The 26,078-nt window shown below is 35.4% G+C and carries 18 protein-coding genes; 11 read left to right on the top strand and 7 right to left on the bottom strand.

What is annotated here, in order from left to right:
- The first annotated feature begins 136 nt into the window (after positions 1-136).
- From VB776_RS17135 to VB776_RS17105, 7 genes are all read left to right on the top strand, one after another.
- Entirely contained in the window at positions 137-2,833 is a 2,697-nt protein-coding gene (locus VB776_RS17135; RefSeq protein WP_323698095.1) for a substrate-binding domain-containing protein, read from the top strand.
- A gap of 171 nt (positions 2,834-3,004) precedes the next feature.
- The gene (locus VB776_RS17130; RefSeq protein WP_323698113.1) at positions 3,005-4,348 is read left to right on the top strand and encodes a sugar porter family MFS transporter; all 1,344 of its coding nucleotides are present in this window, start codon (positions 3,005-3,007) and stop codon (positions 4,346-4,348) included.
- A 34-nt stretch (positions 4,349-4,382) separates the two neighbouring features.
- The gene (locus VB776_RS17125) at positions 4,383-5,291 is read left to right on the top strand and encodes a carbohydrate kinase family protein (RefSeq protein ID WP_323698094.1); all 909 of its coding nucleotides are present in this window, start codon (positions 4,383-4,385) and stop codon (positions 5,289-5,291) included.
- 29 nt (positions 5,292-5,320) lie between these two features.
- The gene (locus tag VB776_RS17120) at positions 5,321-8,461 is read left to right on the top strand and encodes a SusC/RagA family TonB-linked outer membrane protein (RefSeq protein ID WP_323698093.1); all 3,141 of its coding nucleotides are present in this window, start codon (positions 5,321-5,323) and stop codon (positions 8,459-8,461) included.
- Between the two features lie 97 nt (positions 8,462-8,558).
- Positions 8,559-10,265 (top strand): RagB/SusD family nutrient uptake outer membrane protein, encoded by a 1,707-nt coding sequence (locus VB776_RS17115; RefSeq protein WP_323698092.1) that lies wholly within the window; start codon positions 8,559-8,561, stop codon positions 10,263-10,265.
- A 198-nt stretch (positions 10,266-10,463) separates the two neighbouring features.
- A complete protein-coding gene (locus VB776_RS17110) occupies positions 10,464-10,700 on the top strand; it encodes a hypothetical protein (RefSeq protein WP_323698091.1) in 237 nt (78 codons plus the stop codon).
- Positions 10,701-10,837: 137 nt separating this feature from the next.
- Entirely contained in the window at positions 10,838-12,406 is a 1,569-nt protein-coding gene (locus tag VB776_RS17105; RefSeq protein ID WP_323698090.1) for a M61 family metallopeptidase, read from the top strand.
- Between the two features lie 40 nt (positions 12,407-12,446).
- Here the strand turns inward: VB776_RS17105 and VB776_RS17100 are convergent, their stop codons facing one another.
- From VB776_RS17100 to VB776_RS17075, 6 genes are all read right to left on the bottom strand, one after another.
- Complete coding sequence (locus VB776_RS17100; protein ID WP_323698089.1) at positions 12,447-13,844, bottom strand: hypothetical protein; 1,398 nt, start codon at positions 13,842-13,844, stop codon at positions 12,447-12,449.
- Positions 13,845-13,924: 80 nt separating this feature from the next.
- Entirely contained in the window at positions 13,925-14,353 is a 429-nt protein-coding gene (locus VB776_RS17095) for a DsrE family protein (protein ID WP_323698088.1), read from the bottom strand.
- Positions 14,350-15,450, bottom strand: coding sequence for a c-type cytochrome (locus VB776_RS17090; protein WP_323698087.1), 1,101 nt, complete (start codon positions 15,448-15,450; stop codon positions 14,350-14,352). Before VB776_RS17090 ends, VB776_RS17095 begins: the two co-directional genes overlap by 4 nt.
- A gap of 8 nt (positions 15,451-15,458) precedes the next feature.
- The gene (locus VB776_RS17085; protein WP_323698086.1) at positions 15,459-15,869 is read right to left on the bottom strand and encodes a rhodanese-like domain-containing protein; all 411 of its coding nucleotides are present in this window, start codon (positions 15,867-15,869) and stop codon (positions 15,459-15,461) included.
- Positions 15,870-16,008: 139 nt separating this feature from the next.
- Positions 16,009-17,430: an MBL fold metallo-hydrolase gene (locus tag VB776_RS17080; protein WP_323698112.1), complete on the bottom strand. Its 1,422-nt coding sequence runs from the start codon at positions 17,428-17,430 to the stop codon at positions 16,009-16,011.
- Positions 17,431-17,526: 96 nt separating this feature from the next.
- Positions 17,527-18,531, bottom strand: a complete 1,005-nt coding sequence (locus VB776_RS17075) for an App1 family protein (protein ID WP_323698085.1) — start codon at positions 18,529-18,531, stop codon at positions 17,527-17,529.
- 46 nt (positions 18,532-18,577) lie between these two features.
- Between VB776_RS17075 and VB776_RS17070 the strand changes: the two genes are divergently transcribed.
- The 3 genes from VB776_RS17070 to VB776_RS17060 all read left to right on the top strand — a co-directional run bounded on the left by VB776_RS17070 (position 18,578) and on the right by VB776_RS17060 (position 23,293).
- Positions 18,578-19,477, top strand: a complete 900-nt coding sequence (locus VB776_RS17070; protein ID WP_323698084.1) for a diacylglycerol/lipid kinase family protein — start codon at positions 18,578-18,580, stop codon at positions 19,475-19,477.
- A 195-nt stretch (positions 19,478-19,672) separates the two neighbouring features.
- Entirely contained in the window at positions 19,673-20,764 is a 1,092-nt protein-coding gene (locus VB776_RS17065) for an AI-2E family transporter (protein ID WP_323698083.1), read from the top strand.
- A gap of 18 nt (positions 20,765-20,782) precedes the next feature.
- On the top strand, positions 20,783-23,293 hold the full coding sequence (locus VB776_RS17060) for a cation-translocating P-type ATPase (protein ID WP_323698082.1): 2,511 nt from the start codon (positions 20,783-20,785) through the stop codon (positions 23,291-23,293).
- A gap of 52 nt (positions 23,294-23,345) precedes the next feature.
- Here the strand turns inward: VB776_RS17060 and VB776_RS17055 are convergent, their stop codons facing one another.
- Positions 23,346-24,395 (bottom strand): sugar phosphate isomerase/epimerase family protein, encoded by a 1,050-nt coding sequence (locus VB776_RS17055; protein ID WP_323698081.1) that lies wholly within the window; start codon positions 24,393-24,395, stop codon positions 23,346-23,348.
- A gap of 933 nt (positions 24,396-25,328) precedes the next feature.
- Here VB776_RS17055 and VB776_RS17050 point away from each other — a divergent pair.
- Positions 25,329-25,976: a hypothetical protein gene (locus tag VB776_RS17050; RefSeq protein WP_323698080.1), complete on the top strand. Its 648-nt coding sequence runs from the start codon at positions 25,329-25,331 to the stop codon at positions 25,974-25,976.
- The last annotated feature ends 102 nt before the right edge of the window (positions 25,977-26,078 follow it).

Here is a 26,078-nt window from a genome sequence, read left to right as displayed (position 1 = left end):
TTGCGTACAACTAATAGATAAGCTGTTGGGTTTTAATCCAGCAGTTTATCTTTTTCTTGTTTATAAAGCTTTCGTATTTTAGCATTATCATTGAAACAAAACTCAAAAATTTATACCATTTTATAACAGAAAAGAGATGAGAAAAATCTATCAAATATTTGTAGCACTATCGCTTATCTTGATGTTATATGCTTGTAATAAGTCCGAAAAAAAGACCTTTCAAATTGGTTTTGCCCAATGTACGATGAACGATAATTGGCGTAAAACAATGGTAGATGGAATGGAAAGCGAATTGGCTTTTCATAATAATATCGGGATGACTATCGCCAATGCAAACAGCAATAGTGCTAGGCAAATCGCTCAAATTCAGCAATTTATTGACGATAAAGTAGATTTAATCATCGTTACGCCCAACGAAGCCAAACCGCTAACGGCTATCATTGAAAAAGCGTTCGATGCAGGGATTCCTGTAGTTATCGTTGACCGCAAAACTACTTCTGAAAAATATACGGCTTTTGTGGGGGCTGATAATAAACTCATCGGGCAAAATGCTGGGATTTATGCAAACATCATCCTGAAAGGACAAGGAACAATTTTTGAAGTAGGCGAAGGGGCAAAAACATCTCCGACGATTGACAGACATCAAGGTTTTCTGAAAGTAATTAATCAAAATCCTCAATTAAAATTGGTGAAATCGCTTTTCTCAGCGAGACAACCACAGTATTTTCAAGAAGAAATTCGTGCTTTTCTAAGTCAGCATCCTAATGTCGATTTGATTTATGCACACAATGACAGATTGGCTCATGCCATCGCAAACGTTTGTAAAAGTTTGAATTTGAATAAAAAAATCATTGGTGTTGATGGTTTGTATGGTGCAAATCAAGGCATTGATTTGGTGAGGAAAGGTATTATTTCTGCAACCATTTTATATCCTACAGGTGGTGAAGAAGCCATCAAAACAGCTGTTAAAATTTTGAATAAACAACCTTTTGAAAAGGAAAATCAATTATTTACGACCATCATCAATGCAGAAAACGTAGGCATTATGTTGGCTCAATACCAAAAAATAAAAGAACAACAAGATGATATTAAACGACAAGCTAGTAAAATAAAAGAGCTAACTCGTATCTTTTCAACCCAACAAAATACACTTTATTTAACCGTTATTTTTTTACTAGTGGTTATTTCTCTTGGAGGAATCTTATTCTATCTTTTACGAGAAAAACAGAAATCGAATCAAGTTTTAGCCAACCAAAATCGTGCGATTTTAGAGCAGAAAGATGAAATTGAACGAATTTCGCAACTTGCCCGACAAGCTACAGAAGATAAATTACGCTTTTACTCTTATATCTCGCACGAATTTCGCACGCCTTTGAGTTTGATTCTAACACCTACGGAAGATATTTTACATCGTAAGTCTGTGGATGCAAAAGAAACCAAAAATGCACTTCAATTAATTTATAAAAATGCCAATAGATTACTCCGCTTGGTTGATCAACTGCTAGAATTAAGAAAAGTTGATGCAGGCAAAATGGAATTGGAAGTAAGTCAACAAGATTTGGTAGCTTTTGTGAAAGACATCGTTTCCGATTTTAATGTAAAAGCAAAAACACAGCACATCGACTTACAATTTATTTGTCCATTTGCGCAAATGCCATTCGGTTTCGATGCTGAAAAATTGGACAAAGTACTCTTCAATATTATTTCAAATGCCTTTAAATACACGCCAATTGGCGGTTTAATACACATTTCACTCTTAAAAAATATTGAGAAAATAGAGATTTTGATTTCGGATAATGGTATCGGGATGAGTAAAGAAGAAAAAGAGCGGGCATTCGATTTATTTTATCGTGGCAACCAAAATATTTCTTTGGGAACAGGTTTGGGCTTGGCGCTTTCTCGTGAATTCGTTTCGCTTCATCAAGGAGATATAGAAGTAGAATCTGAAAAAGGGAAAGGAACAACGTTTAAAATCATTTTGCCTTATGTCGAATGTCAAAGTGTTGAAAAAGAGTCGGTTAAAGAAAATGCTTATTTGCGTGAAAGCGTTGAACCCATCACGCCGATGCTCATAAATAATTCTGTAGTTCATGATAATACGATTGTGTTGATTGAGGATAATCAAGATTTAAACCAATTCTTGACTCAAAAATTAAGAATTGCTTATAATACTGTTCCCGTAGAAAGTGCGGAAAAAGGTTGGGAAGAAATCCTGAATAATATTCCAGATTTAATCATCAGTGATGTGATGTTGCCAGAAATGGATGGATTTTCGTTGACCCAAAAAATCAAAAATGATTTCCGTACTTCGCATATTCCTGTGATTTTACTGACCGCCAAAGGACAAATGGAAAGCCAAATAGAAGGAGCAAAAGCAGGTGCAGATGCTTATATTTCAAAACCGTTTAATCAGCAATTATTAGAAGAAAAAATCAAAGGACTTTTAGAAAACCGAGATAGAATGCGTCGCCGTTTTTCAAGTGAAATCACCAATCCTAGTCAAATTCAAAAAACAGAACGTAAATTTTTAGTAGAATTTGAATTACTGATTGAAAAAAATCTGAACGATAGCTCTTTATCAGTAGAGAAATTAAGTAAAGAATTGGGAATGTCGAGAGTACAATTATTCCGCAAAATTTCTGCTTTGACGAATAAAAATGTTACCGATTATATAGCAGATTTTAAATTATTAAAAGCCAAAGCATTATTAAAAGAAACCGATAAAACCATTGCCGAAGTAGCGTATGAAACAGGCTTTAATAACCCAAGTTATTTCACTACTTTCTTTAAACAAAAGACTAACCAAACACCATCAGAATGGCGAAATTCTTGATGTAACATTTATTAAAATACTGTATCAAATTTAATGATTCAATTATTTTAAATATGTTTAAATTGTTGACTATCAAATATTTAAAACAATGTATCAAATTAAATACTCTTTGAAAGAATACTGACAGCCCTTCGTTATCCTAAGTACTAATTTTGGTTCATCAAAAAACTTATACCAAAAGTTAACATGAATCAAAATATTAAAATATTCTTGTGGGCATTATCCGCAGCTTTAGGAGGATTTCTCTTCGGATTCGACACCGCAGTAATTTCAGGCGTAGAGCAAACGCTTCAAAAATTATGGAATCTAAGCGTTGTTGAACACGGCGTAACGGTTTCAATCGCTTTAATAGGAACAGTTTTAGGTTCTTTAATCGGTGGAATTCCAGCCGAAAAATACGGAAGAAGAACAACCTTATTATTAGTTGCTATTTTGTATTTACTTTCTTCATTAGGAACGGCTTATGCACCCAACTGGAGTATCTTTTTAGTATTTAGATTTCTTGGCGGATTAGGCGTTGGGGTTTCTTCGGTGGTAGCACCCATGTATATTTCGGAAATTGCGCCTGCACACAAAAGAGGGCGTTTGGTAGCCATGTTCCAATTCAATGTAGTGTTCGGTATTTTGATTGCTTATCTTTCAAATTACTTGTTGGTTGATATTGGCGAAAACGCTTGGCGTTGGATGCTGGGTGTACAAGCATTTCCATCAGTACTGTTTTTAGTGACGGTTTTAGTCATTCCTGAAAGTCCAAGATGGTTAATTTTGAAAAAAGGGGCAGTGGATACCGCCAGAAAAATTTTAGCTACCATTGATGCCGACACCGCTGAAGACATTATCGAAGCCATTCAAAATCAGGCAAAAGGTCACTCTTCAAATAGCTTTACCAATTTATTCAAGCCAGCGTATAGCAAGCCCGTTATGTTGGCGGTATTGTTCGCAGTTTTTAATCAAGTATCTGGAATCAACGCCATTATTTACTTTGCGCCACGTATTTTTGAAATGGCAGGTTTAGGAAAAGATTCAGCGCTTTTATCATCGGCTGGCATTGGTTTAATCAATCTTGTTTCAACACTTGTTGGTATCTCATTGATTGATAAATTCGGTAGAAAAGTATTGATGTTTTGGGGTTCTTTAGGATTGATTACTTCGCTTGTTTTGGTTGCTCAGGCATTTTTTAGTGGCAATATCGGCATCAATGTTTCTTTCTATCTATTCATCTTTATTGCCTTTTTTGGTTTCTCGCAAGGGGCTGTTATTTGGGTGTTTATCTCAGAAATTTTCCCGAACGAAGTACGTGCTTATGGACAAGCATTGGGTAGTTTCACGCACTGGATTTTAGCCGCTATCATCACTTTTACTTTTCCTTATATCGCCGAAACTTTTGGAGGTGGAATCACTTTTACTTTCTTCGCTTCGATGATGATTTTACAATTATTATTCGTCTGGAAAGTAATGCCTGAAACCAAAGGAACTTCTTTGGAAGGCATGGAAAGAGCAGTAGTGCTTCATTAAGCAATAAAACCTTAACCTTAAAACAATTGAAAGAATGACTAATCCAACTATCATTTGCTTTGGCGAAATGCTTTGGGATGTGCTTCCCACGGGCAAACAAGCGGGTGGAGCGCCCATGAATGTAGCCGTTCAACTAAAAAATTTAGGACTTAACCCAAGCGTAATCAGCCGTGTTGGTGATGATGAACTAGGGGAAGAATTGATACAATTTATCACTGAAAAAGGTTTGTCAACCGAACTTGTTCAACATGGAAAAACCCATTTGACAGGTGTTGTAAAAGCCAATGTAAGTGATGAAAATGAAGTAACGTATAAAATTGTACATCCTGTTGCTTGGGATTATATCCAAGTAGAAGATAGTTTAATTGAAGCTGTTGAAAATTCAGAGGTATTTATTTTTGGTAGTTTATCGGCACGCAGTGAGCAAACGGCTCAAACCTTGAATACACTTTTGGAAAAAGCTAAATTCAAAGTATTTGATGTGAATCTCAGAACGCCATTTTACACACCTGAACTTATCTTTTCTTATTTAAAAATAGCCAATATGGTGAAAATGAATGAGCAAGAACTCATTCAAATTGCTACTTGGTGTGAAGAATCTACGGAATTAGAAATTGCCATGCAGGCAATCGCCAAACGATTTGACATTCAAATACTTTGTGTAACACTCGGAGCCGATGGTGCAATTCTGTTGAAAGATGGTATTTTTTATCAAAACGAAGGCTTTCCAGTAACGGTAAAAGATACAATAGGTAGCGGAGATGCCTTTTTAGCAGGTTTGCTCAAGAATTTATTAGCCAACAATAGTCCTACAGAAAGCTTACAATTCGCCTGTGCTATGGGTTCGTTAGTAGCTACTTATCAAGGTGCTACTCCCAACATTAATGAAAGCGAAGTAAAAACAATGATTGAAGCGCACTTAAACTCTTTTTCTAACATATAAAATAACCTTTTTAATTAAACAATTTCAATATGAAAAACTATTTACTCAGCATCACCATGCTGTTTATTACTACCCACTTTGCCTTTGCTCAGCAAAGAACAATAACGGGAAAAGTAATCGCAGCCGAATCGAACGAAGTCCTTATTGGGGCAAACGTACTTGTTACAGGAACATCAAAGGGTGTTACAAGTAATGCAGAAGGTACTTTTACCTTAACAGTACCTGAAAGTGCAACGTCATTATCAGTATCTTACGTAGGTTACAACAGCAAAGAAGTTTCCATTAAAGGACTTAGCAATATTGTTATTGCACTTACTGCTGGGAAAGAATTGAGCGAAGTTGTAGTAGTAGGTTATACTTCTTCTAAAAAGCAAGATTTAACAGGAGCAGTAGCCGTAGTGGATATGAAACCGTTAAAAAATATCAGCTCAGGTAACCCGATGCAGTCTTTGCAAGGTCGTGTGGCTGGTTTGTACATTGAAAAAGACGGCTCACCAAATGGTTCAAATAGCCGAATCTTAATTCGTGGAGCGAATACTTTAGGAAATAACGACCCATTGTATATCATCGACGGAATTCCTACTACTCGTCCAGAAGTATTCCAAAACATCAGTCCTACCAACATTGAGTCTGTACAAGTATTGAAAGATGCTTCTGCGGAATCAATTTATGGTGCTCGTGCTTCTAATGGTGTAATTATCGTTACGACGAAAAATGGCGGAAATACCAACGGAAAAGTTGAATTCCAATTCAATAGTAGCGTTTCTGTTCAGTCTGAAAAAGCAATGCGTTTTAAAATGTTGAATGCTGTTGACAGAGGTAGAGCACTTTGGCAAGCTTCAGTAAACGACGGACAAGACCCTGCTGCTGGTTATGGAGAAATCTATAATTTCGATTGGAACAAAAGCTTTACTAACCCAATCTTGAATGGTGTTTCAGTAAAACCATTCGTTGGTGGCGACCCAAATACTCCAGTTGGCGATACAGATTGGCAAGATGTAATGTATAAAACGGGTATTGTTACTAGAAATGACTTTACGATTTCAACAGGAAATAAGGCTTCTTCAATCGAAGTAAACTTTGGTCAATTGAAAAACACAGGTATGTTGAAGTTTACCAATTATGACCGTATTAATGGAAGTATCAACGCCATTACTCGTGCTTTTGATGATAAATTAAAAATTGGTCTTAGTTTGCGTATTGCCAATTCAAATGAAACTTTAACATCAACCGATTTAGGGGGCGCTAGTACAACAGGTTTAGCGGTTACGCTTGTACCAACCATTCCTGTGTATCAAAAAGATGGCGTTACTTATGCGGGTGCTTCTGGCGGTGGATATTCAGACAGAAATAACCCATTGCACATGCAAGACATCGCAAAATGGAATAATGCGAATCGTTTGAGTACTTTCGGAAATATTTTCATTGAAGTTCAACCGATTAAAAACTTGTTTTTCAAAAGTAATATTGGTGCAGACGATTCAAGATATTTGAACAAAGTAATTACACCAACTTTCTCGGAAGGTGCTTTCAACCGTACTACGAATAGTTTACTTTTTGATCAAAACCATTTTATCAGTACTACTTGGTCGAATACTTTGCGTTATAACTGGGATTTGAATACTGACCATCACTTCAAATTTTTGGTAGGAACAGAATACATCAAAACAGATTTAGATTTCCAAGCTACTAAAAAAGAAGGTTACGCTTTGCAAACAGAAGATTACTTTACCTTGAATGCTGGTACTGGTAATACAACGGTTTCTGGTGGTTCTACGGGTCATCGTTTGTTCTCTCAGTTTGGTCGTGTCGATTATAATTTAGAAGATAAGTATTTGTTAGCATTAACTATTCGTCGTGATGGTTCTTCTCGTTTTGGTACAGATAACCGATATGGTATTTTCCCTGCGGCATCTTTTGGTTGGAGACTTGACCAAGAGAATTTCATGAAAAACAGTAAATTATTCACTGAATTAAAAGCAAGAGTAGGTGTAGGACGTGTGGGGAATCAACAAATCGGAGATTTAGCTCGTTTTGGTTTGTTTGATACAAGATATGGAACTACGCAAGCACAATTATCTGGTGGTTTCTGGGAACAATATATGAATATCGGAACGGCATACTCTTTGTCGGGTGCTAATACAGGAACTTTGCCTTCTGGTTTTGTACAAACACAAGCAGCAAACTCTGCTTTGAAATGGGAAAGTACAGAAGAAATCAACGCTGGTGTTGACTTTGCTTTCTTAAACAATAAAATTTCTGGTTCATTCGATTATTTCTCTCGTAAAACATCAGGTATTTTAATTACTCCTCCAGTAGCTTCAGCTTTGGGCGAAGGACAGTCGAAAGCAGTAAACGGTGCATCAAAATCTAACAAAGGTTGGGAATTTGTATTGGGTTATCACGGAGAAATTGAAAATGGTTTGAAGTATAATGTTACAGCAAACTTTGCACATTTCAGAGATAAAATCACTGAATTACCAGAAAATGTTCGTCCAGCTTATGCAGGAAACTTGGTCAATACAATCATCGGACATTCGCAATTTGATATTTTTGGTTACAAAACAAACGGACTTTTCCAATCGCAAGCAGAAGTAGATGCCGCACCTGCACAAGTAGGAGCTGGACCGGGTAGAATTCGTTACGTAGATATTAACAGCGATGGAAAAATTGACGACTTAGACAGAACTTGGATTGGTACAACACTTCCAGCACTAGAATACGGTTTAAGAATTGATGCTTCTTACAAAAACTTTGACATCGCTATTTTTGGTTCAGGAGTAGCAGGTAGAACAGGTTTTGATGTTTATACTTTGTTCAATAACTTGATGAAGGGTAGAGAAAATGTTGGACCAGGAGTATTCAACGGTTGGACACCTCAAAATACCAACACAACCGTTCCAGCATTGACTTTGAAAGACAACAACAACGAAGGACGTACTTCTGATTACTTCATGGTAAATACTTCGTATTTCAAATTACGTAACGTACAATTAGGTTATACGCTTCCAACAAAGACGGTTTTCTCAAGACTTCGCTTCTTTGTAATGGCTGAAAACTTATTCTGGATTAAAAGTAGTACTTACCAAAGCCCAGACCCAGAACGCATAGACCTTGGTCCAGTACCAATTCCACAAACGTTCACATTTGGTGTTAATGCGTCATTCTAGGCTTTAAGCTATAAGCCTTAAGCTGTAGGCTTTATTAAAATTGCCTAATGCTTATAGCATACAGCCTAAAGCACAAATTCAAACTCAGATTCAAAAAATGAAAAAGAAGATATTTTCCCTCATATTAATTACAGGCTTACTTAGCTTAAATGCTTGTAAAGATGCCTTAGAATACACGCCAACGGGTGTGTTATCATCCTCAGATTTAACTTCTCCAACAGCCATTGATGGCTTGGTTACCTCTGCTTATGCGGCAATTGGTAATGGCGACATGATTGGTCCAATCTACAGCAATTGGGTTTATGGAAGTGTTCGTTCAGACGATGCCTACAAAGGTGGCGGTGGAACAGGCGACGTTGGTGAAATTGATGCACTAGAGCATTATAATTTGGTTACGCCAACAATGGGTTCGTTTGTAACACGTACTTGGCAAAACCTTTTTAAGTCAATTTCAAGATGTAATGTGGCTTTGCGTGCGGTGAATACACTTTCTGAAAGTAATTATCCGAACAAAAAGATTCGTTTGGCGGAATTACGTTTCTTGAGAGCCCATAGTTATTTTACGATGAAGCTTTTGTACAAAAATATTCCAATTTTTGACGAAACAGCAACAGAAGAAGACATTTTGAAAGTATCAAATACCTTGAGCAATGATGAATCTTGGAATAAAATTGCTGCTGATTTTCAATTTGCAGTAGATAATTTACCAGCCAATCAAGCTGAAATTGGAAGAGCAAACAAAGTAGCGGCACAGGCGTATTTGGCAAAATTAAAGTTGTATCAAGCTTATGAACAGGACGCAACGCACAAAGTAACCAATATCAATAAAACGAGATTACAAGAAGTTGTGAATTTAACCCAAGCAGTGATTTCTTCAGGGAAGTACAGTTTGAGTAACGACATCGCTGACAATTTTGTGCCAGAAACTGAAAATGGACCAGAATCAATTTTTGCGATTCAGTTTACTATTAATGATGGAACAACTGCTGGTCGTTTGAGTTTCGAAGATGGTTTAAATTACCCACACGGAGCGCCTCAATATGGCTGTTGCGGTTTTCATGCACCAAGCCAAAACTTGGTAAATGCACACACAACAGATGAAAATGGTTTACCAAAATTCGATACTTTTAACACTGGAAATGTAGATTTAACAAGTGCAACGGTTGACCCACGTCTTGACCATACAGTTGGTATCGACGGACATCCATATAAGTACGATAACACAAAACCTTTCAGCAATAGCTGGGTGCGTGATGCGGGTGTTTATGGAAATTTCCACTCGATGCGTTTCCAACAATTAGCGACAAGTGGTTCATATTTCAAACTAGGACCATTTATGGGAACTGCCAAAAACTATGATATTCTTCGATATGATGATATTTTATTGATTCAAGCAGAAGCGTATATTGAACTAGGACAGCAAGATAAAGCATTGCCTATCATCAATCAAATCAGAAAAAGAGCTTCAGAAAGTACTGCTAGATTGAAAAAAGCAGATGGCACTTTTGCTTCAAAATACAATGTAAAACAGTATTCAACAACGGGTTGGACACAAGATTTTGCTCGTAAGGCTTTGCAATGGGAACGTCGTTTAGAATTTGCCACGGAAGGTTCACGCTTCTTTGATTTAGTTCGTTGGGGCATAGCAGAATCAACGTTGAACGCCTACATCAATGTAGAAAAAGCTAAAAGAACCTATTTGGCAACTGCTAAATTTACGGCAGGCAGAGATGAGTATTTACCAATTCCACAGGCGGAAATTACTTTCACTAACGGTTTGTATAAACAAAATCCGGGATATTAATATTTGAATAAATTGGGTTATTGTTGCAAAAAAGATAGTCTCGTAAGGGCTATCTTTTTTCTTTTTACAGGAATGTTAAGCCAACATTCATAATAAACTAAAAAGTCCAAAGTACTTAACTTAAACACGATTAACCATGAGAAAACTCGTGGGGGAAACCAAATAAATCGTAAATTGCACTGGAATTTAATAGCAAACATGGAAGAAAAAGCATTTGTCCCCGCCATACTTACTGCACAATGGAAAACCCTTCAAAGAGGACGCAATGCAAAATTTAGGTCGGGTAGATTCAGAGATTCTATGATGAAACATTTATCCTTGAAAGAATCTCAAGTGAATACTTTTTATGCCATTATCAACGGTAAAAAATCTATCGAAACGGGTTATATAAAATATGCAATGGATTTAATGAAGAATTGTCTTTTGATTAAATAGCTCTCAACCCTTACTCATTCATCATTAAGTATAATTACTTGAATTTTGAGGATTCCTTTGTCTTTCAAGAATAATGATGAATATTTGGAAATTAAACCAACCTAAATTCATCTTCTTCAACAAGGCTTTTTATCGAAATGAAAAAAACGAATACATTCCCAAAATATGTTTCATTCATATTATTATTAATCTTCACTACAACAATTACTCTTACTGCTAAAGCTCAAAACAAAAAAACGTTAGCTTATACATTATCAATGCCTCAGCCTGAAAATCATACATTTCATGTAGAGTTAAAAGGAAATGGCTGGTCGCAAGATACTTTATCGCTGAAAATGCCAAAGTGGATGCCGGGCTATTATCAAATAATGGATTATGCCAAATCGCTAGAAAATATTTCGGCAAAAGACCAACAAGGCAAAAAACTAAACATTGTACAAAGCAATGAAAATACTTGGAAGCTTACTGGTGCTAAAAACAAAAATTTTACGGTTAGCTATGACATCAAAACGAAAAGACAATTTGTGGCAAATAGTTATTTAGACAGCGAACATGCTTATGTAATTTGTGCAAATACCTTTTTGTATGTTGATGGATTTTTAAATACTCCCGTTAGTGTAAAGGTTTTAACGAATCAGTCAAAGCATGTGATTGCTACTGGTTTAGATAAAGTAGCAGGGAAAAGTAATGAATTTACAGCACCTGATTTCGATATTTTGTATGATTGTCCTTTACTAATTGGCGAATTAGAATCCTTACCTAGCTTTAAAGTAAAGGGCATAAATCATCAATTTATTGCCTATAAAATGGGTACTTTTAACCGTGATTTATTCAATGAAAATCTTGAAAAAATTGTCGGTTCAGCGGTAAAAATCATGGGAGATATTCCTTATAATGAATATACTTTTATTGGAATTGGTCCAGGAAGGGGAGGGATTGAACATTTGAATAATACTACGGTGAGTTTTGACGGAACAGGACTGACAACCACGGCTTCAATGGGACAAGTAATGAATTTTTTGGCACACGAGTACTTTCATCATTATAATGTAAAACGCATTCGTCCTTTTGAATTAGGCCCTTTTGATTATGACAAAGGAAGCAGAAGTAATTTACTTTGGATAAGTGAAGGATTGACCGTTTACTACGAATATTTAGTCGTAAAAAGAGCTGGCTTGATGGATGAAAAAACGCTTTTCAATAATTTAGAACATAATATCAATGCCGTAGAAAATAACAATGGACGTTTTTACCAATCGTTAAGTCAGGCGAGTTATAACACTTGGAAAGATGGACCTTTTGGTACACAAGGCGAAGAAGTTGGCAAAACAATTTCATATTACGACAAAGGTCCTTTGGTTGGTTTATTACTAGATTTCGCTATCAGAAATGCTAGTCAGAATACGAAATCATTGGATGATGTGATGCGTTTATTGTATTGGCAATATTATAAAAAACTGAATCGTGGCTTTACCGATGCCGAATTCCAAACCGCTTGCGAACAAGCTGCCGGTGCGTCTTTAGCAAATGTTTTTGAATACATTAATACAACCAAAGAGTTGGATTATCGTAAATATTTAGCCTTCGCTGGACTAGGAATCAAAGAAGAAATAGAATTGAATGGAAAAAGAAAATTAAGTATTGGAAGGCTAGAAAAATCAACGCCATTACAAGAACAAATTTTAAAATCTTGGTTAGGAGAATAGTGATTTAAGAGGCTGTTTTCAATGAAAACAGCCTCTTAAATTAAAACTGATAGTTGAAAATCACATTCCATTGCGACATATTAACTTTGTTAATTACATAACGTTTATTGTTGTACGTTTCTCCTCGATTATCTTTTCTAACAAATAATACTTGTGCCGAAAGTCCTTTAAAAAAACCTGAAAACTGATAATTGATATTGCCAACAAACTGTGTATAATCTGCAAAACCGTATTTGTTAAGACGAGTATTTTTCACATCTGGATAACGATAATATCCATAGCCCAATTCTACTTTCAACGTTTTCTTGAAATATGATTTCCCTAATTTTGCTGAATAAGCCCAAACATCGCCCGCACCTTCATTTCTTTCTCTGGCTAAAAAGGTATAAAATTGTTCAACGCCCCATTCTCTAGGCATTAGAAAACGTCCTTCGCCCGTAATTCTTCCAAAGTTTAATGAGCTTTCCCAAGTATCAAAAGTATATCCTAAACGATTATTGATAATCAATGAACGATTATTGACTGGAAAATACGCTTTGGCAATATCAGTATTTCCACCATTTCCTGTAGCATTTTGTCGAACTAATAAAGTACCGAAAAACCAACGATGATTTACTTTTTGCAAGCTGTATTCTGTTTTCAGATAAGCTGTATTGAAAACATTTTCAACCAACATGTCGCCTAAAATTATCGTAATTTGTGGTTTGGGTTGATAATAAATTTCTAAAATGCCAAGACCAGCACTTTGTGTTTGATTGGCATATTGAGATTTACTCCCATCTGGATTTACACCAGAGGGATAATAACCTAAGGATTTTTCAACTGAATACCAATGAGTTGTAGAACGTGGGGAAATCTGCCAAATCAAATCGGACTTGATTTTCCATTGTTTATTTACTTTCCAGTCTATTCCAACACCTTGCACATAAGTTGGCGACATCCTGCCATCTTGTTGGTTAATAAATAAATTCTTAGGCAAATAATTTCCTAAGATAATTGTCCCTTTTTTGAATTGATACTTTAAGTGAAAATCTTGTAAACGAAACAATAAATCTTTTCGATTAACATCCGCAACATCATACAAGCCTATTTCATAACGATTGACTGCTTTCGTTAAAGAATCTATTTTGGTAAAATTTGGAGAATTAATATTTTGGTTTACAAAAGCACTTATCCCAAACTGAAAACCTTTATATACCAAAGTACGATAAGCCAAGCCAAAACCAATGGCTGTGGCAGCATAATCAGAAAGATGTTCTTCGTTGTCGGTAGCCATTGTCATTAATCGGCTTTGTCCACTCCACTTCCCTTTTATAAAAAAATCTTTAATGTTGATGGAATCTTTAGGATTCACAGTGAAAGCTAAAGAATTTTGCCCAAAACCTTGAAGCAAAATCATCAAGATAATGGGCAAAAAGACTCTCAATCGTTTGGTCATTAATGGTTTTGAATTGTTATTAATTCAAAATTATAAAAAGCCCCAACCAAGTTTTGTGACAAATGTTACACTGACCAAAATTAATACCCTGCTTTAATGTAAGACCAACCTTCTTCTTGTTTTAACGCTAATTCTATCAAACCAACAGGTACGTAAATGGCTTGTGGTAAAATTTGGTCTTTTGATAATTTCTGAGCTTTCATGGTATTTTCGCAAACGGCAAAAATTACGCCTTTATCTTTCAATGCTTGAATTTCTGATTCTAAAACACTTTTATCTTTCCGCATAAAATCAATGCCTTTGTTATGAATCACTACTTCTAATTTAGCGTCCGTCCAAACTGCCAAAACATTATTTAATTGTTTCGTTAAAGAACGATAAGCAGAAGTATCTGCTGTTGATAAATGAAATACGATTTTGTGTTCTTTCATACTTGTCTGTTTTTGTGCCATCAATGAACTTGAAGCCATTAATAATAAGGCAAAAATGCCCATAAATACATTTTTCATAAGGATGCTATTGGGGTTTTACTAAGTTGATTTTTCTTTTTATCATGGCTTTTATGCCAATCTTTGATGGCTTTATAAGGACCAAACTTATGTTGTTCTTCCGAAAAAGGGTCGGAATAAGGTCCAAAAGGATGATCAAAGGGTTTGCTGGCAATATCTGGCCAATCATTACTTAAATCCTTTTCAGGTCTTGGCATCGAATTAATAAAAGCCGCCACATCCCAAGCTTCTTCGTTGCTTAATTGCGGACTATCATAATTTACGCCCAAAGGCATATTATATTTTACGTAACCCGCTAAATTACTGATTCGGTACAAACCTGCACCTGTGTTATAGCTATGTTTTCCCCATAAAGGTGGATAGGTATAAGCTTTTGCATTTTCGGCTAGTACTCCTGCTCCATTGGCTTGGTGACAGGTTTGGCATTTTGCTTCATAAACCAATTTGCCTTTGGCGGGGTCGCTGGCACGACTCAACATTGGAATTTTAAAAATACCTGCTCCACGAGGTATTTTCTTTTTAGGAACATCCGACCCCAACCATTTAATATAAGCTAAAACACTTTGCATTTCTCGGCTGTTTGAATCTAAAGCTTTTCCGTTCAAACTTCTTTCAAAGCAGTCATTCACTCTTTTAATTTGATTTTCAATCTTACCAGAACGAGCTCTAAATTTAGGATAAGTAGCTTCAACTGCTCCATAGTTATTTCCCCAAGCTTTTTTGCCCGCATCCAAATGACAATTCTGACAATTCATTCCATTAGATATTGTTCTTACACTTCCATTTGGTCCTAAATACTCTGCGGTATGGGCAATCAATTGTTCGCCATATTGTATTTTTTTCTTCGTTTCAGGGTCAACTTGCATCAATCGCCAGTCGGCTGGAGCTTGCCATAAATGCGTAAAATTTGAATCAGGTATTACAAGAGTTGGCTTATTTTCTGTACTGGTTACAGTTTGATTAGGCATAACTTCGCTCAAAGTCATTTGAAATATAAAAACAACAAAAAGTAATGCTAATGCGACAATCGTACCCGACAACCACCGAAAAGAGGAAGACAAAGAACTAAGTGTTTTTTGTATTTCTGAAGATTTCATCACGACAATCAATTATTATTTTTTACAACCGAAAAACCTTTTTCCTTCCACGCTTCAATACCACCTTCAAGATTATAAACATGCTTAAACCCATTTCCTGCTAAAACACTGGCAGCCGCAGCACTTCTTCCTCCTGTAGCACAATATACAAATACCGTTTTATTTTTATCTAATTGTGCTATTTTTTGCTCAAAATTATCGTCAGTATAATCTATCTGCATAGCATCTGGAATAACTCCTGATGCTACTTCCATATCTGTTCTTACATCCAAAACAAGCGGAGCATTGCTACTTTCGATTATTTTTTTGAATTCGTCACTATCAATATTTTTAACGGATTGAGGATTTGAGCAACTTGATAAAACGAAAAATATAGCCACAAGCCAATAAGCAAATTTTGAGAACAATCTTTTTTTCATGATGAATAATTTTAAAATATGAGAGTGTAAAATAGCAAAATCTTCCTCTAGCTTGTCAGTGATAAATGTTACAGAAATAAAAAAGGGTCTAATATCCAGAAGATATTAAACCCTTTTAAAAAGTATAATGATAGATTTATTACAAAAGCGAAGTTGGACAAACGTAATCCGTCACTGCTAATTTGCCTACTTTTTTGATGGCTGAAAAACCACCACTTATATCTACCAAATTATCAAAACCACGAGCTTTCAAGATTGAAATGGCAATCATCGAACGATAGCCTCCTGCACAATGAATATAGTTAAGCTCTTCTTTTTTGAGCTGTGCCATATTGGCATTGAGCGTTTCCAAAGGTAAATTCTCAATACCAACAACGTGTTCAGACAAATACTCATTCTTCCTACGAACATCGAAATATGCCAATGTTGGGTTTTCTTTGAATAATTGACTAAACTCTTCAGCAGATAAGCTTTGTACTTGGTCTATTGGCTTTCCTGCTTTTTCCCAAGCTTCAAAACCGCCTTCTAAAAAGCCAATACAATTATCATAACCTACACGAGCTAAACGAATAATGGCTTCTTCTTGCTTTCCCTTTTCAGTGATTAACAAAATTGGGTGTTTTAAATCTGGAATTAAAGTGCCAACCCAAGTAGCGAATTGTCCCTCTAAACCAATATTAATGGCTTTTGGGATAAAACCTTTGGCAAAAATAGACGCATCACGAACATCTAAAACAAGAGCATCAACTTCATTGGCTACGGTTTCAAAAGTTTCAGGAGATAAAGCTTTGGTACTTCGGTCTATCACCGTATCCAAACTTTCATAACCTTTAATGTTCATCAACACATTTTTAGGAAAATAGGCTGGAGGCGGAGTCAAACCAGTTAAAATTTCCTTTATAAATTGTTCTTTCATCAATGCGGGGTTCAAAGCATAATTTACTTTCTTTTGATTCCCCAATGTATCAGTGGTTTCTTTACTCATATTTTTCCCGCAGGCACTGCCTGCTCCGTGGTTTGGATAGACAATTAAATCATCCGATAAAGGCATGATTTTATTGTGCAAAGAATTATACAAATAGCTTGCCAATTTTTCTTCCGTTAAGTCAGCTATCACATGTTGTGCCAAATCTGGACGACCAACATCGCCAATAAATAGCGTATCGCCTGAAAAAATGGCAACTTCTTTCTCCCTTTCATCCATCAATAAATAACAAGACGATTCCATCGTATGCCCTGGCGTATGCAATACTTTGATACTGATTTTGCCAAGTTTGAATACTTGTCCATCTTCCGCAACGATGGCTTCATAAGCTGGTTTAGCAGTGGGACCAAAAACAATTTTTGCACCTGTTTTTGCCGCTAAATCTAAATGTCCCGAAACAAAATCAGCATGAAAATGGGTTTCGAAGACATATTTAATCTGTGCTTTGTCACGCTCTGCACGGTCGATATAAGGTTTTGTTTCACGTAATGGATCGATAATAGCTACTTCTCCTTCCGACTCAATGTAATAAGCTGCTTCAGCCAAACATCCAGTATAAATTTGTTCTACTTTCATCATGGTTGTGGTTTATTTGCAAAATACTGAGAACAAATGTAGGCTGAGTAGCCACCATTTACTGTAACATTCCTCACATAAGCATTATGATTATTGTCAGTTTTTATAAAAACTATCTACAATTAATCCTATTGATTTTGCATGAGAAATGGCTTGGTCTGTATGCTCAAACTGACAAGTATGAATAGCTTTATTTTTTATAGTATTCATCAAGGATGAAGTGATTTCTACTTTTTTAGGACTAACATTTCTAATATAAATTGCCATTACTCTATCAGGATATTTATTGGCAATTGCTGCATAAATAGTGGGGTCTTTTTGCGAATTATCCCCCAACAATACAAAGCGTTGCTTCGGAAAGGCTTCAAATATTCTTACTACTCTAATCAACTTTCCTTGGTGTTTTGTTTTTCCTGTTTTTAATAATTGATACCAACGTTTTATCTCGTTCAATAAAAAAACACCTTTGGGTAATTGATTATGCTTAAAAAAGACGTTCAAATCGTCATACAAATTCCATTCGCTACTAGATACATAAAAGAAAGGATTCAATAAACTGGGTTCGGTATGAGCCAATGAAAGTAATTTATAGAACTTCACGACATCGGCAAAGGTTTTTCGGCTTAATGGATTTTTAGTAAACATTACTCTTAACTTTTTACCCGTCGAAGCCGAATGCGAAACCAGTACGGTATCGTCGATGTCAGAAATAAATCCATATTGAGTAGCTTCTGGTATAAAAATTTTACCTTCGCCAGTAGTTAATATTTTATTTTCAGGGTTTACTAAATCCACCGATACATCATGCCAACCCGCAGTAATCTTTTGGGTGGATTTCCATTCAAACTTAAAAAAACCATCTTTGGCTGTGGTGCTATAAAAAGACTGATTCTCCCATCTTAAGCGTACTCTAACACCAGCAATAGGTTTTACAGAAAATACTTTTATTAAATGATTGATATTTGATAGAACGCCATTACTTGTGGAAACTCTTGGCGGTTTTCCTGCTAAAACATGACCATAAACAATAAGGTTATCTTGATGCCCATATCCATGATATACTTTTACGGTGGCAGGGGCTTGGTATGATTTTTTAGTCATAATAATATAAAATTGAAAGGTAATAAATAGATTGCTTATCGCAATTATGAACGAGTTATTTATGCTTGAAAAACACACCCTTAAAATACTCTTTGTCATCAATACTGGTGCTGGGAGTAGCTCCAGAGATTGGTCTTCATTAATCGCTGAATACTTTATCTTAAAAAAAACAATCATTGAGATATATGATTTACAAAAGAATTGTACCATCGAGGGCATTAAAGAAAAAATATCACAGTTTGCACCTAGCCAAGTTGTAGCTGTTGGCGGTGATGGAACGGTAAAATTGGTTGCAGAATCTTTAATTCATAGTCATATTCCATTAGGGATACTCCCAGCAGGTTCTGCAAATGGCTTGGCAAAAGAATTAGGCATTAGCAATAACCCAGAAAAAGCCTTGGAAACGCTACTGACTGGCATAACGAAGAAAGTCCATTTAATCAATATCAATGAACAATTATGTATTCATTTGAGCGATATTGGACTGAATGCTTATGCGATGAAAAAATTTAAACATCAAGGAATTAGAGGAATGTGGGGCTATTTAATAGCCTCTTTAAAAGTACTTTGGCAAAACCCTTTGATACAGATTGAAGTAGAAACTAACGGGGAAATCCATCAGCTAAGAGCAGAAATGATTGTGATTGCCAACGCTACACAATACGGAAGTGGTGCGGTAATTAACCCAATCGGTAAATTAGATGATGGTTTATTTGAAGTGGTAGTTTTGAAAAAAATATCTCCTTCTGAAATCTTTAAAATGACATTTCTGAAAGATGGATACGATGCTGAAAAAATTGAAATTTTTCAGACAAAATCACTTAAAATGCGTTCCGTTAGAAAAGTGCATTTCCAAATTGATGGCGAATACTTGGGGAAAGTAAAAGAAGTAAATGCCAACGTCATTCCTGATGCGCTTGAAATTATTGTTCCTGAAATGTCATAGACCGCCATTTCTTGCTTACAGGACTAAAGCTTAAGTAGTACTATCTTAATAAATTTTTCAAAAAAAATACCTAAAATGACTTACACGATATGATAAACCCTAAATATTTTGAAAATTGCAAAGCGATTATTTTTCAGAAATAATCTTGTGAAGTCCAAGTAATTTATTTGGACTTTTGCTAAACGAAAAATTAATATGACCATCACCAATACTTCTGTTATCAAAAAAATAGTCCTTATCTTTCTCGTTATTGCAGGTTTAATTTTTGCAAAAGCCTTTTTGATTCCTTTGTTTATTGGCAGTATTTTGGCTACACTTTTTATTCCATTCAGTAATCTTCTTGAAAAATATGGCATTCCTAAAATATTGGCAGCTTTTATTTGCTTGCTTACTTTGGTGTTTATTATGTCGGGATTAGTGGCTTTACTTGCTTGGAAAATTGCTGAATTGGTCAACGATGTTGAATTAATTAAACAAAAAGCGGTTGCTTCGGGTGTTGAAGCTCAAGAGTACATCTTCAATCATCTTGGTATTTCGGTTGAACAACAATCTAAAATATTAAAGCAAGAACAGCCTTCGCTCAGTAGTATTATGCAATTGACTTTTTCCTCTATTACTTCACTGATTACGAACCTTATCTTATTACTTGCCTACGTTTTTTTTCTTTTGTATTATCGTAAACATATCAAACATTTTTTCTTGAAATTGGCAAAACCCGCACAACAACAAGAAATGAGCGAAATTCTTGGTAAGGCAACAGCAGTTTCTCAGCAATACTTACTCGGACTTTCAAAAATGATTGTCTGCTTATGGATAATGTACGGCATAGGTTTTAGTATTTTGGGCGTAAAAAATGCCATCTTTTTTGCCATTCTTTGTGGTTTATTAGAAATTGTGCCTTTCGTCGGAAACATTACTGGTACAACGCTTACGGTTTTGGTAACGGCATTGCACGGTGCGCCTATTTCTGTGCTTGGCGGTATTGTAGCCGTTTATGCAACGGTTCAATTTATACAAGGTTGGGTATTAGAACCACTTATTTTAGGGCCACAAGTAAAAATCAATCCGCTCTTTACCATCATTGCTTTAGTAGTTGGTGAACTGATTTGGGGCATTCCGGGAATTATTTTAGCGATACCATTGACAGCCATTTTAAAAATTGTGTGCGACCATATCGAATCTTTGAAACCTTATGGTTTTTTAATCGGCGAAATTGAATATGAAAAGCAAGAGAATACTTTGCTAACAAAACTGAATAATCAAATATTAAAACTCCGTAAGAAATAATAAACCTGGCCTTCTAACATGATAATAGATGATTTTGAAATAAAGGGCTTGTCGGCTACAGAAGTAGCAAATGCCAGAAAAGAATTTGGTAAAAATCTATTAGACTATAAAAAAGAAAGTGGCTTTTTGTTTGCACTGAAAAGTTTAGTGCAAGAACCCATGATTATTTTATTGTTTGTAGCAGCCAGCATTTATTTTATTAGTGGAAGTATTGGTGATGGACTTTTCTTATCATTCGCCATTATTTTCGAAGCTGCTATTTCATTATATCAAGATTCAAGAAGTAGAAATGCCTTAGAAAAACTCAAGGAATTCAACGAACCCAATTGTAAAGTAATTCGGGATGGTGAACAAATAGAAATTAAAAGTGAAGATTTAGTTGTGGGCGATAGCCTGATTGTGGAAGAAGGTACTTCTATTCCTGCTGATGGTTTTATTGTTCATTCAAATGATTTTTCAGTGAACGAATCAATCTTGACTGGAGAATCTTTAGCCGTAATAAAAGATGCTCACTCAGAAAATAATGTCATTTACAAAGGCACAAATGTAGTGAGTGGTTTAGCAGTAGTAAGTGTTACGCAAGTAGGAAATGAAAGTAAACTAGGAAAAATCGGCAAAAGCCTTGAAAGTATTCAAGAAGAAAAAACACCTTTAGAATTACAAATTAACAATTTTGTCAAGAAAATGGTAACTATCGGTGCTATCGTTTTCTTGATTGTTTGGTTGATTAATTACTTGAATTCTAAAGATATTTTAGACAGTTTGCTCAAAGCCCTTACTTTGGCAATGAGTATTATGCCAGAAGAAATTCCTGTGGCATTTACAACTTTCATGGCTTTGGGTGCTTGGCGTTTGATGAAAATGGGTATCGTTGTAAAGCAAATGAAAACGGTAGAAACACTTGGTAGTGCAACGGTGATTTGCACCGATAAAACTGGGACGATTACTGAAAACAAAATGACGCTTGCAAAACTTTTTGTTTTATCTACACAAAAAATCGTCGATTTAAAAGTAGAAGTACTTTCGGATGAAGAAAAAGATTTGATACAACAAGCCATGTGGGCAAGCGAACCCATTCCATTCGACCCTATGGAAATTGCTTTGCATAAAGCCTATGAAAACTTTAGTACTCATGATGAAAGAGCTAATTTTAAATTGGTGCATGAGTATCCTTTGGCTGGAAAACCGCCGATGATGACACATGTTTTCGAAAACAAAGAAGGCAAACGAATCATCGCCACAAAAGGTGCAGCCGAAGCCATTATGCGAGCATCCAATGTAGAATCCGTTCAGAAAAATGTCATTGAAGCAGCCATCAAAACGATGACTCAAGATGGTTATAGAGTATTAGCAGTTGCCGTTGCCAATTTTGAAGGACAAGATTACCCACAAAATCAAGAAGATTTTGATTTTGAATTAAAAGGCATCGTAGCATTTTATGACCCGCCCAAAAAGAATATCCAACAAGTACTTCAGAAATTTTATGATGCAGGAATCGCCGTAAAAATTGTGACAGGCGATAATGCCGCTACCACTGCCGCTATTGCTAAGCAAATCGGGTTTAAAGGTTATGAAAAGAGCATCACCGGAGATGAATTAATACAGTTATCAGAAGAGGAATTGGCAAAGAGTGTCATAGAGAACCAAGTATTTAGTAGGATGTTTCCTGAAGCAAAACTGAAAATTATCAATGCTTTGAAGGCTCAAAATGAAATTGTGGCGATGACAGGCGATGGCGTAAACGATGGACCAGCCTTAAAAGCAGCACATATTGGTATTGCAATGGGTAAAAAAGGGACTGAAATTGCCAAAGAAGCCGCTTCGTTGATTCTATTAGAAGATGATTTATCAAAAATGGTAGATGCTGTAGCGATGGGCAGACGTATTTATACTAACCTCAAAAAAGCGATTCAGTATATTATCTCTATTCATATTCCAATTATCCTGACGGTTTTCATTCCCTTAGCTTTGGCTTGGGTTTATCCAAATATTTTTTCGCCTATACACATTATTTTCTTGGAGCTAATTATGGGACCTACTTGCTCAATTATTTATGAAAATGAGCCTTTAGAGAAAAATTTGATGAATCAAAAACCTCGTCCTATGACTACTTCTTTTTTTAGCTGGAAAGAACTTGCAACAAGTATCATTCAAGGGCTTTTTATTACGATTGGAACACTTTTTACTTATCAATATGCAATCCACTCAGGTTATGATGAAGCCATTACTCGTACCATGATTTTTACGGTTTTAATTACGGCTAACATTTTTTTAACCCTTATAAATCGTTCTTTTTATTATTCTATCATCACAACTTCAGGCTATAAAAACAATTTAGTACTCATTATTATCAGCATCACAATGGCAATAATGACCGCTTTACTTTTCATTCCATTTCTGACAAAATTCTTTGATTTTGAGCCACTTAGTTTCAACCAAATTACCATAAGTATTTTTATTGGTTTTACGAGTGTGATTTGGTTTGAAGGTGTAAAATGGTACAAACGCAATAAAACATTAGCAGTATAATATTATCAAAAATAGTTGTGAGTAGTTTGAAAACTTTCTCACAACTATTTTTTTAACTCAAAGCTTTTCTACAATACTCTACACATCTTTTTACTTCCGCTACAGACGTTGAACCTTCTGGAATTTTGTACTCCAATTCTACTGTGGCAGGGAAATTATACTTTTGGGTTTTCATCAAATTCAACACCTCTGTAATAGGCGTATCGCCTTGTCCCCACATCACATTGCCTTTGCCATGTTCGGGTGTTTGGCGGTCTTTGATGTGCATACTGACAATTTTATCATGCTTTTGTTTGATAAAATCTACAGGATTCTGATTGCCTGCTGCCACAAAATGTCCTAAATCTATGTTCAAAGCATTCGCTGGTGATTGTGCCAAAGCTGTATCCCAGAAAGTAGGCGTTTGTTGTTCGTGACCATGATAGCCCACTTTGATGCCGTACTTTTGAGCAATTGTTCCCAATTTCAAGGTATGAGCATCATTACTTGGGTGTTCGAGCGTCACTTGGCTTGCTCCCAAAGCTTTGGCGGCTTTCATTCCATATTCAATTTCAGCATCCGTATTTTGCATTCCGAAAGCATTCGGTTTAAAAGCATAAATTTTCACACCTGCATCATTATACATTTTACGCACCTGTTCAAACTTATCCATCGAAGCCGACAAACGCCATTTGCTCACTTCGGCATTATAGGCTTTCATTTGTGCTTCGGCTTCAGCCAAAGTTTTTTGCTCGTCTTCAGTAAGTTCTTTTTTCTCACTTCTTTTTCTCATCAATGGGAAAAACACACGCATATCCACTGGATTTTTGGGTTTTCCTGCAAAAGACTCTGCCGGGTCGCCCATCAATTCAATGGCACTTACGCCAGCATCCAGTACATACTTAAGCGTCGCTTCCGCACTTTGGTCGGGCATATCTCTGAAAGAATAAGTAATAACGCCAATTTGCACGCCATTAATGAGCGAGTTAGGTTGATTGAGATTACGAATAATGGCAGGAGCAGCCCAGATTTTGTTAGCTCCCAAAACTACCCCAGCAAGCAAAGCCGAAGTAGTGCCTAAAAACTGGCGGCGTGAAGAAGATGAGTGTTGTTCGTTTTTCATGTTGTTTAGTTTTAGTGTTTTGAAACGGTTGAAATATCTTTCAAAAGAAAGTACAAAAGCAAAATATTTTAATTATTCTTAGATATAATTGTATAATAAGTTGCATTTTCTCAAAAGTAATTCATTTATCACAAAAGAACAGCCGAAAAACGACAAGTGACTCAGAATAACAGATAATCAAGGCTTTTGCTTCGATTTATTTAGGATTTGAAAATGTTAAAGTATCTGAAACTTTCCTCAGTTTAGAAAGGCTGATATTCTTAGGTATTTGATAGATTTGTAAAGTAAGATTTTTAAGTGGTTGTAGGAACGCTTTGCTTATCCAACGACCTGCCCTAAAAAAATCAATCACTATAATATTGATGGTATTACCAAGGAGTCTGTAATTAAATACTTAAAAAACAAAATAGATTGCAATGGATTTTAATAGAATAATTAAACTTTTAGCCATTTTTAATGCAATGGCATTCTTATATATTTATATTAGTGTTGTCTATAATATGAGATTTTTACTTATTGAAGATTATACTGGAGTAATGTTTTCGGGATTAATATTTTTAAGTTCATTGTCAAATTTACTAATATTTTTATTCGCTGTCTTGTTTAAAAAGACCTTTAAATTGTCATTAAATATTGATAATGCATCCAAATATATTTTAATAAATATCATAGCATTTTTTGTCTATATGTATTGGGGACTTGGATATCAACCATAGCATACCCCTCCCTCGCTTGGCGTAGTCTTAGACTACGTCAGAGTGTCAAGCTTTCTTAGAAGGCTACATACAGTAAGTAACGATTAGTGGTATTGAAGTACACAACTTGAGAATAATTATAAAATGCCTTGCATTTTTGCAATGTAACATTGCAGTACACAATGACCTAGTGAAAAACACTACGCCAAGCGAGAGTAGATGCAATAATATAAGTAAAATGAAAAAGATATACACTATTTTGGCTACAGTAATTTTACTGTTTACAAATCACAATAAAATATTTTCAAACATTCCTATTGTCAATTTACGTCCTCATAAGAGAGAAGTTTCATTAAAAATAACTCAAGATTTTAATTGTTGTATAAAAAGGTTTACCGACCAGTATAATATTGTCTTTTTGAAATTAAAAAGGGCTAAAGTTAATTATGTCGAGTTTGATGAATTGAAAAAGAGAATCAAGGTAAAAGACTACAAAAGAGTTTACAAAGGAAAAGAAATAGATAAATTCTTCGATTTTATTCTTACAGATGAAAATATGAACATATACAGGGTAAATGATTCAGAAAATGACTTTTTAATTATCAAATCTAGAAAATCAGGAGCAACTCAAGCGAATACGCTTTTAAATACCTATCTGTTGATAAATCTAAAGAATGGTAATACCAAGATTTTTGACAGTTTAGGAAATCAAAATAATATTATTTATCATGACTTAAGTAACAACTCCATATCGTTTTTTGAATTTACTTTTTCTGAGAAGTTTTATAAAAAAGGTCTGATTTCAATACACATAAAAAAAGTAGATTTATTAAAGGAAACGTCAAGCATAATTGAAAACTTTTATGAATCTTGTGAATGTAAATAATCTCCGTATAGACATTGGTTAAGCGAAGCGTTAGGCTGGACCTTTCAGTCATCAACTGTCAGCAAACACTGACCGCTGATGACCGAAAGCTGAAAGCTATCA

It is taken from the genome of Arcicella gelida, assembly GCF_034931025.1.
GTDB classification, from domain to species: domain Bacteria; phylum Bacteroidota; class Bacteroidia; order Cytophagales; family Spirosomataceae; genus Arcicella; species Arcicella gelida.
This window is presented reverse-complemented; position numbering and strand designations above follow the sequence as displayed.

Bases quoted from the DNA above. Each gene is read 5' to 3' on its own strand.
- VB776_RS17135 (WP_323698095.1), top strand. From the start codon at position 137: ATGAGAAAAATCTATCAAATATTTGTAGCACTATCGCTTATCTTGATG.
- VB776_RS17125 (WP_323698094.1), top strand. From the start codon at position 4,383: ATGACTAATCCAACTATCATTTGCTTTGGCGAAATGCTTTGGGATGTG.
- VB776_RS17120 (WP_323698093.1), top strand. From the start codon at position 5,321: ATGAAAAACTATTTACTCAGCATCACCATGCTGTTTATTACTACCCAC.
- VB776_RS17115 (WP_323698092.1), top strand. From the start codon at position 8,559: ATGAAAAAGAAGATATTTTCCCTCATATTAATTACAGGCTTACTTAGC.
- VB776_RS17110 (WP_323698091.1), top strand. From the start codon at position 10,464: ATGGAAGAAAAAGCATTTGTCCCCGCCATACTTACTGCACAATGGAAA.
- VB776_RS17105 (WP_323698090.1), top strand. From the start codon at position 10,838: ATGAAAAAAACGAATACATTCCCAAAATATGTTTCATTCATATTATTA.
- VB776_RS17100 (WP_323698089.1), bottom strand. From the start codon at position 13,844: ATGACCAAACGATTGAGAGTCTTTTTGCCCATTATCTTGATGATTTTG.
- VB776_RS17095 (WP_323698088.1), bottom strand. From the start codon at position 14,353: ATGAAAAATGTATTTATGGGCATTTTTGCCTTATTATTAATGGCTTCA.
- VB776_RS17090 (WP_323698087.1), bottom strand. From the start codon at position 15,450: ATGAAATCTTCAGAAATACAAAAAACACTTAGTTCTTTGTCTTCCTCT.
- VB776_RS17085 (WP_323698086.1), bottom strand. From the start codon at position 15,869: ATGAAAAAAAGATTGTTCTCAAAATTTGCTTATTGGCTTGTGGCTATA.
- VB776_RS17080 (WP_323698112.1), bottom strand. From the start codon at position 17,430: ATGAAAGTAGAACAAATTTATACTGGATGTTTGGCTGAAGCAGCTTAT.
- VB776_RS17075 (WP_323698085.1), bottom strand. From the start codon at position 18,531: ATGACTAAAAAATCATACCAAGCCCCTGCCACCGTAAAAGTATATCAT.
- VB776_RS17070 (WP_323698084.1), top strand. From the start codon at position 18,578: ATGAACGAGTTATTTATGCTTGAAAAACACACCCTTAAAATACTCTTT.
- VB776_RS17065 (WP_323698083.1), top strand. From the start codon at position 19,673: ATGACCATCACCAATACTTCTGTTATCAAAAAAATAGTCCTTATCTTT.
- VB776_RS17060 (WP_323698082.1), top strand. From the start codon at position 20,783: ATGATAATAGATGATTTTGAAATAAAGGGCTTGTCGGCTACAGAAGTA.
- VB776_RS17055 (WP_323698081.1), bottom strand. From the start codon at position 24,395: ATGAAAAACGAACAACACTCATCTTCTTCACGCCGCCAGTTTTTAGGC.
- VB776_RS17050 (WP_323698080.1), top strand. From the start codon at position 25,329: ATGAAAAAGATATACACTATTTTGGCTACAGTAATTTTACTGTTTACA.